The organism is Peribacillus cavernae, assembly GCF_003989135.1.
In the GTDB taxonomy this organism is placed as follows: Bacteria; Bacillota; Bacilli; order Bacillales; family DSM-1321; genus Peribacillus; species Peribacillus cavernae.
The window spans coordinates 25,410-32,114 of the sequence record NZ_RYZZ01000032.1; the positions used below are offsets into that span (position 1 = coordinate 25,410).

At 36.4% G+C, this 6,705-nt stretch carries 5 protein-coding genes, 1 pseudogene and 1 riboswitch; of the genes and pseudogenes, 3 read left to right on the forward strand and 3 right to left on the reverse strand.

Going from position 1 to position 6,705, the window contains the following annotated elements:
- The first annotated feature begins 23 nt into the window (after positions 1 to 23).
- Complete coding sequence (locus tag ELQ35_RS17935) at positions 24 to 290, forward strand: hypothetical protein (protein ID WP_126866580.1); 267 nt, start codon at positions 24 to 26, stop codon at positions 288 to 290.
- 420 nt (positions 291 to 710) lie between these two features.
- Here ELQ35_RS17935 and ELQ35_RS17940 read toward each other — a convergent pair whose 3' ends face one another.
- The 3 genes and pseudogenes from ELQ35_RS17940 to blaOXA form a co-directional block, all read right to left on the reverse strand.
- Entirely contained in the window at positions 711 to 1,910 is a 1,200-nt protein-coding gene (locus ELQ35_RS17940; RefSeq protein WP_126866581.1) for a phosphoglycerate dehydrogenase, read from the reverse strand.
- Between the two features lie 190 nt (positions 1,911 to 2,100).
- Positions 2,101 to 2,179, reverse strand: a riboswitch (ZMP/ZTP riboswitch).
- Between the two features lie 280 nt (positions 2,180 to 2,459).
- Positions 2,460 to 2,968: pseudogene (locus ELQ35_RS17945) on the reverse strand (HAD family hydrolase); the annotation flags it as partial.
- Between the two features lie 224 nt (positions 2,969 to 3,192).
- A complete protein-coding gene (gene blaOXA, locus ELQ35_RS17950) occupies positions 3,193 to 4,017 on the reverse strand; it encodes a class D beta-lactamase (protein ID WP_126866582.1) in 825 nt (274 codons plus the stop codon).
- Positions 4,018 to 4,463: 446 nt separating this feature from the next.
- Here blaOXA and ELQ35_RS17955 point away from each other — a divergent pair, with 446 nt between their 5' ends.
- Together ELQ35_RS17955 and ELQ35_RS17960 are read left to right on the forward strand one after the other, a co-directional pair.
- Entirely contained in the window at positions 4,464 to 4,850 is a 387-nt protein-coding gene (locus tag ELQ35_RS17955; protein WP_126866583.1) for a BlaI/MecI/CopY family transcriptional regulator, read from the forward strand.
- Between the two features lies 1 nt (position 4,851).
- On the forward strand, positions 4,852 to 6,663 hold the full coding sequence (locus ELQ35_RS17960; RefSeq protein ID WP_126866584.1) for a BlaR1 family beta-lactam sensor/signal transducer: 1,812 nt from the start codon (positions 4,852 to 4,854) through the stop codon (positions 6,661 to 6,663).
- The last annotated feature ends 42 nt before the right edge of the window (positions 6,664 to 6,705 follow it).

The window sequence follows — 6,705 nt, forward strand, 5'->3', positions numbered from 1 at the left end:
GCCACGAAGACGCCGCCGCCCAATTGGAACAACATGTGGCTACCCGACTCAAATACCATCGACTCACCGGTGAAGTGAAGCGGATGGAAAAAGTAAAGCGACGCCCGGGACGGCCTTCAAAGACGGTGACAGCCCCTGTGGACATTTACTATACATGCCAATTCACCGTGACCGAGGATGAGGCGCAAATCAAAAAGGCACGTGAAATGGAAAGTACATTTGTCCTGATTAGTAATGTGAGCCACGAAAGAGAAGCGAGTTGCCTGGGCTTATTACGCCGCTATATGTAAAAATATGGTCGCCTATATTGTAATGGAATGATTATATTCGTTACAAGAACAGTTAAAGAAATGAATGATAAATGAATAGAAAGAACCATTTGATATATATATAGGGTTTATCTTTGTACCAGGGAGTTATTTTAAAATACTCGTATACGCCTTATATAGATGAAAAATCAATCATCTCTTTCATAGATAGCTCCATTTATCCGTATCCTCTAAATTAAAACTGTACAGAAACAAAAGGGGCTACCCATAAGTCAGTGATTCTGACTTATGGGTAGCCCCTTTCTTGTCTGAAGCTAATATAAGAGTTTACCGTTATTTTTGATAAGGTTCACCGAACCCCTTTATCGGCGAAATTTTTATTATTCATTTTAACAAGAAAGTCATCAAGGAGATCTTCCCTGCTTTCTTCCTGTTCAATGTTTAAATAATACGGGCTGTCACGATGCCTTCGATTTGTTTGATTTTTTCCTTCAAATCAGGAATGATATCGCCGTTTACTTTATTTTCAATGTCAATCATCGTATATGCGTAATCCCCTCGGCTTCTGTTAACCATGTCAGCGATGTTTAAATTATAGCTTGATAAAGCCTGTGTGAACTGCCCCACCATGTTTGGGACGTTTCGGTGAAAAGCTACCACACGTTGCTTTCCTGTATAAGGAAGGGAAGTGTTTGGAAAATTCACTGAGTTTTTGATGTTTCCTGTTTCTAAGAATTCCTTTACCTGTCGAGCCGCCATTATGGCACAGTTTACCTCTGATTCTTGTGTAGAGGCACCAAGATGTGGGATTGGAACTGTATTTTTCATTTTCAACACTTTTTCATTCGGGAAGTCTGTAATATACCTGCCAACTTTTCCGCTTTCAAGAGCAGCTTCCATATCCGTTTCATTCACAAGCTCGCCACGTGAGAAATTCAAGATATGAACGCCCGGCTTCATGATACTAAATGTTGCTTGGTTAAACATTGCTCTTGTGTCATCGGTTAACGGAACGTGTACCGTAATATAATCAGAGTTAGCAAACAACTGTTCAATTGTCATAGCTCGCTGTACATTGCGGGATAAATTCCAAGCTGTATCAACAGAGATGAACGGGTCAAACCCAATCACATCCATGTCTAAATCGAGCGCATCATTCGCTACAAGCGCACCGATCGCTCCTAAACCGATGACACCCAGAGTTTTTCCCTTAATTTCTTTTCCAACAAATTGTTTCTTTCCTGCTTCTACAAGCTTTGGAATTTGTTCGCCTTCACCTTCTAATGTCTTTGTCCAGGTCAGACCCGCAAAAAGGTTACGGGAAGAAGCCATTAATGAGGTTAGTACCATTTCTTTTACAGCGTTGGCGTTCGCACCAGGGGTATTAAAAACAACAATTCCTTGCTCTGTACACTTGTCGACCGGAATATTATTGACACCTGCCCCGGCCCGTGCGATTGCTTTTAAATGATTGCCAAATTCCATTGTATGCATGTTAAAGCTGCGAACAACAATAGCATCAGGGTTTTCACTGTCATTGTCGATCGTAAAGTTATCGTTGTTGAATACATTTAGCCCGCTTTCTGCAATGCTATTTAAGGTTTTGATTGTTTTCACTTTGTCCAAAATTAGTGTGCTCATGTTGTTATCTCCTCTTTTAATTATGATAGTTTTCATATTCGTGAATTAATGAACAAGAATTTAAGCAAGGGAATTTGCTGCTATTCAAATTGTATGAATATCTCGCATTGACTAAATAATGAATTTTAAAAGTAGTATCGACTACAATATCATCTCCTAATAAGCAGAAAGAGGTAAGGGATACTTCCCTTACCTCTGCCCAGGCGAACGGCTACGACACTATGTGCTCCCTCACGGTTATCCGCGTTTCGCCAGTTACACATAGTCTTTTTATTTATTTTATTGTATCAAATTCTCCGCAACTTTCAACCTCTATTTAATGGTTATGCCATATAAGTTCTTTTGGCTGAGTTATATAATAGAAATTTTGCCTTTACTTTTGATACGATTCAATCCGTTTAATCCTAAACAGCGCCATGTAACGACATTCGTTTTCAATCCTAATCTATGAAAACATCAACTACCGTTTGGTTAATAGATATTACACATTTATTCTAAACTAGTTTTACTATTTCCTCTATTTATTTGCTTACTATTTAATTCTTCCTCCTACTTATCCTTCAACTCCTCCAAAATAGGAAAAAGCTCATCTAAATGATGAATTTCATTTGCTGAAACCACTTTTTCACGTACTTTATTATGGCGGTTAATCCAAACCGATAGGATGCCCGCTCGATTCGCGCCAAGAATATCAGTCATTAAGTTATCTCCTACCATGATCACTTCATCCTTCTTTAAGTACATGAGTGATAAAGCATGTTCAAAAATCGAAGGATCCGGCTTCCCTCTTCCAAAAGCGCCTGAAATGACAATCTGGTCAAAATAAGGAACCAGTTCTGATGTAATCTCAAGTTTTGTTTTTTGCAAGTCTGGCGAACCATTTGTGATAAGCAAAAGCTGATAATCCCCTTTTAACCTATCGAGGTAGTAAAGGATTCCTCGTAAACAAAGGGAACCTTCCTGCGCTCCTCTGGAAATCGTTCCGCCAGCTCAAATCCAAAGTCCGGATTATCAATACCAATCCTCTTAAGCCCCATTGTCCACGCTTCTTTTCTGTAAACTACTCACCGCTTTACACCTGACGGGTTGTTTGAAGCGGGAGATTATTGGTAGTAATACATCAAAGATTATTTTGGGGAAAGTGTTTAAAGATTACATATTCATCATTATCTTATGACAGGCTTCTTCCACAATCTGGCCCTAAAATTAAAATAAGCGCTGTTCCTTGCTACAGGAAAGCGCCCAATTCTTGAAGACTTATATTTTTAAATTATGTTTATAATTAAGTTCCCTGCCCGTACTCTGGCATTAAATTATATTTCTTTAAGATGTCCATTGTAATGTTTTTAGCGTCTGTACTTGTTCCAGCAATATTTGTAGCAAAACTATACGCCCGATTGTCCGTTTCTATAAAACCGACATACCAGCCTATACCTGACCCTTGCCCTGTTTTTCCATAAAGGGTATAGTTATCCTCTTCCTCCTGGATCATCATCCGTTTAACGGTTTTCATTACATCCTTATCAAATGGAAGATTCTCTTTATACAATGATTCCATAAAATCTGCTTGTTCTATTGGAGAAATTTTAAGTGAACTACTTAACCAAAACTGATCAATTCCTCCACTAATATCCTGATTACCATAAGAAATTTTTTGAACCCATTCTTTCATTCGATTTTCCCCGATGTCACGGGCCATAGCTTGATAATACCAAACGACAGAGTTCCTCATAGCAGAACCAAGCGTGTGATCCTGGTTCCAGACCTCGATTTCTCGCTTAACACCATCCCAATATTTAATGTCGTATTCGTCTTCTACAGCTCCTACCTGCAACCCAATAAGTGAATTAGGCACTTTAAAAGTCGATTGCGGTGCAAATCGTTGATTCGCACGTTCATTGTTATAGACGAATGTTTTTTCTTTTTTCATATCACGTAATATGAATGTTCCATCACGGTTCGTAAAAAATTCATCGACTTCGAGCTTCTTAAGATTCAGGTTGTCCTTGGCAGCGTTCGCTTCACTTGGTGGTTGCACACTTGTAATTAATAGAACAACAGCACCAATAAGTGCTAAAAAAAAGACAAAATTCTTTTGTTTTCTCATATTCGATTCTCCTCACTAATTTTAATCAAAGCCCCATTCTATTAATTTAATCATCTTACCCATTATTCGGACTGGTCTTGTTTACCTTTGAAGTATGCTCTTCTGTTTGCCTTCCTCGTTCTTTATTTGAATGATGCCACCCTTCTTCCTCACATAGCCTGATATGCATTTTTTCATTTATCACCCACTCAAATATTACAGTTGTAGTTTTTAAAAGTATTACACATGTAAGATTTGGAGTCAACACTTTTATTCCTAAAGGGATAACTATATAATTTAAATATTATAATTGTAAGTTTTAGAGGTGAAGAGAAGTATGCCATTCTAAATATTACAGTTGTAGTATTTAAGGACAATGTTTTGTCTATATCCTTTTGCTTCATTGACTTCTTAAAATCCGAACAATATAATGTAATTATTACAATCGTAAGTTTAAGGATGGTTATATGAAAAAATTACCTCAAATTTCTGAAGCTGAATTAGAAATTATGAAAGTCATCTGGAAGTATCCTAATATAAATACCAATGAGGTTATTGAAAAGTTATCCAAAACAAGTAAATGGAGTCCTAAAACAATTCAAACAATGTTGTTACGGCTAATAAAAAAAGGAGCACTAAATCATTATAAGGAAGGTCGTGTATTTGCTTATACACCAAATGTAGCTGAATCTGAATATATAGAAGTTGAGAGTCGCAGTTTTTTAAATCGTTTTTATAATGGTACTCTTAATTCTATGGTATTAAACTTTTTGGAAAAAGATAAGCTGTCGGATAATGAAATTAATGAGTTGTATCAAATTTTAGAAGAACGCAAGAACAGAAAGAAGGAATAACATGGACAGCTCTTTCATTACTGTTTTTTTAATCAGTAATATCCTATTGTCTGTGATTTTTTGCCTCATCATATTCATAAAAAAAATATTTAAGGCCCAAATAACCGTAAACACCCAATATTATATCAGTGTGATTTCTCTTTTGACATTGATTGCTCCTTTTACCCCCTTTCATGTTCTAAAAACCAATTCTTTTTTTGACTGGATCATAAACTTGGGAGCAGGCAATTCAAAATTATCCGATATCCATTCAGCAGGTAAAACGACAGAAACCATTGTTCAAAATTCAAATTGGCTACAAGACTTTTCTATGTCAATTGAGCAATCGTCTTTCAGAATGATGGATTCTGTCTTTTTCATAGTGTGGATAGTAGGAATGATTGTTATACTTATAGCTACTATATTAAGTAATCTAAGAATCCGCAAAATAAAAAAAAACATCCAAGTAGTTGGAAACAAAGAATTATCAACGCTTTTTTATACATGTAAAGAGGCAATGCATTTTCATAAAAAGGTTGTTTTAGGATATTCCTCATTGATAAAGTCACCCATTACCTTTGGGATTATCGCTCCATATATTGTCATACCAAAGGATATTTCAATGCTTTCTACTGAAGAAATGAAATGTATATTGCTTCACGAGTTGTACCATTGTAAACGCAGAGATATGCTAGTAAACTATTTCATGTGTCTGTCCAGAACGGTTTATTGGTTTAACCCTCTCGTATGGTATTTCTTAAGGGAAATGAAAACAGAGATGGAGATTTCTTGCGATTATGCAGTTTTAAAAACGCTAGATAAGGAATCACATCTCAAGTATGGTGAGGTTATTTTAAAATTTGCTTCTCTTTCGCAACGAACATCATCTTTATTAGCTGTTTCGGAAATTAGCAGCTCATACAAACAAGTAAAAAGGCGTATTGTTACAATCGGAAATTTTCAAGTAGAATCCCCTTTGCTAAAGATGAAAAGTACTGTAGTATTCATCATTATTCTTGCCAGCATTTTGATTAGTGTTCCTTCTATATCATCTGTAGTGGCTATGAACAAAGAAACACATCCTTTTTCACATACCAATGCAGTGTACAAAGATTACAGCAGCTTTTTTGATGAACTTTCAGGGAGTGCTGTACTGTATGATTCCAAAATAAAAAAATATACTGTGTACAATAAGGAAGAAAGCACTACCAGATTCCCGCCTGCTTCTACTTATAAGATATTCAGTGGATTGTTTGCACTAGAATCCGGGATTATTACAAGGGACAATTCCCAAATGAATTGGGATGGAACCCAATATCCGTATAAGGAATGGAATCAAGATCAAGATTTATTTACTGCTATGGAAAACTCCACCACATGGTATTTTCAAAATCTTGATCAACAGATGGGCAAAAAGAAATTGCGAAATTACTTTGAACAGATAAATTATGGAAACCATGATTTATCAGGCAATATAACGAATTATTGGCTGGATGCCTCTCTAAAAATTTCTCCAATTGAACAGGTAGATATTTTGAAAAAGTTTTATGATAATGAATTCGCTTTTGAACAATCTAATATTCAAACCGTGAAAGACTCCTTACTTTTAGAAAAAACAAATAATAATCGGTTATCTGGGAAAACGGGAACCGCGGTTGTAAACGGGGGAAATAGTGATGGTTGGTTTATGGGATATGTAGAAACTGCAGATAATACTTTTTTCTTTGCCGTTCATATTCAAGGTGGAAAGCAGGAAGGTGGAAGCGCTGCTGCCAAGATAGCACTTTCCATTTTGGAGAAGGAAGGTATTTATCAATCTGCTTTATCAAGATAGAAATGATTTTACAGATTTACCGAACGAGAAAGCCCACTACGG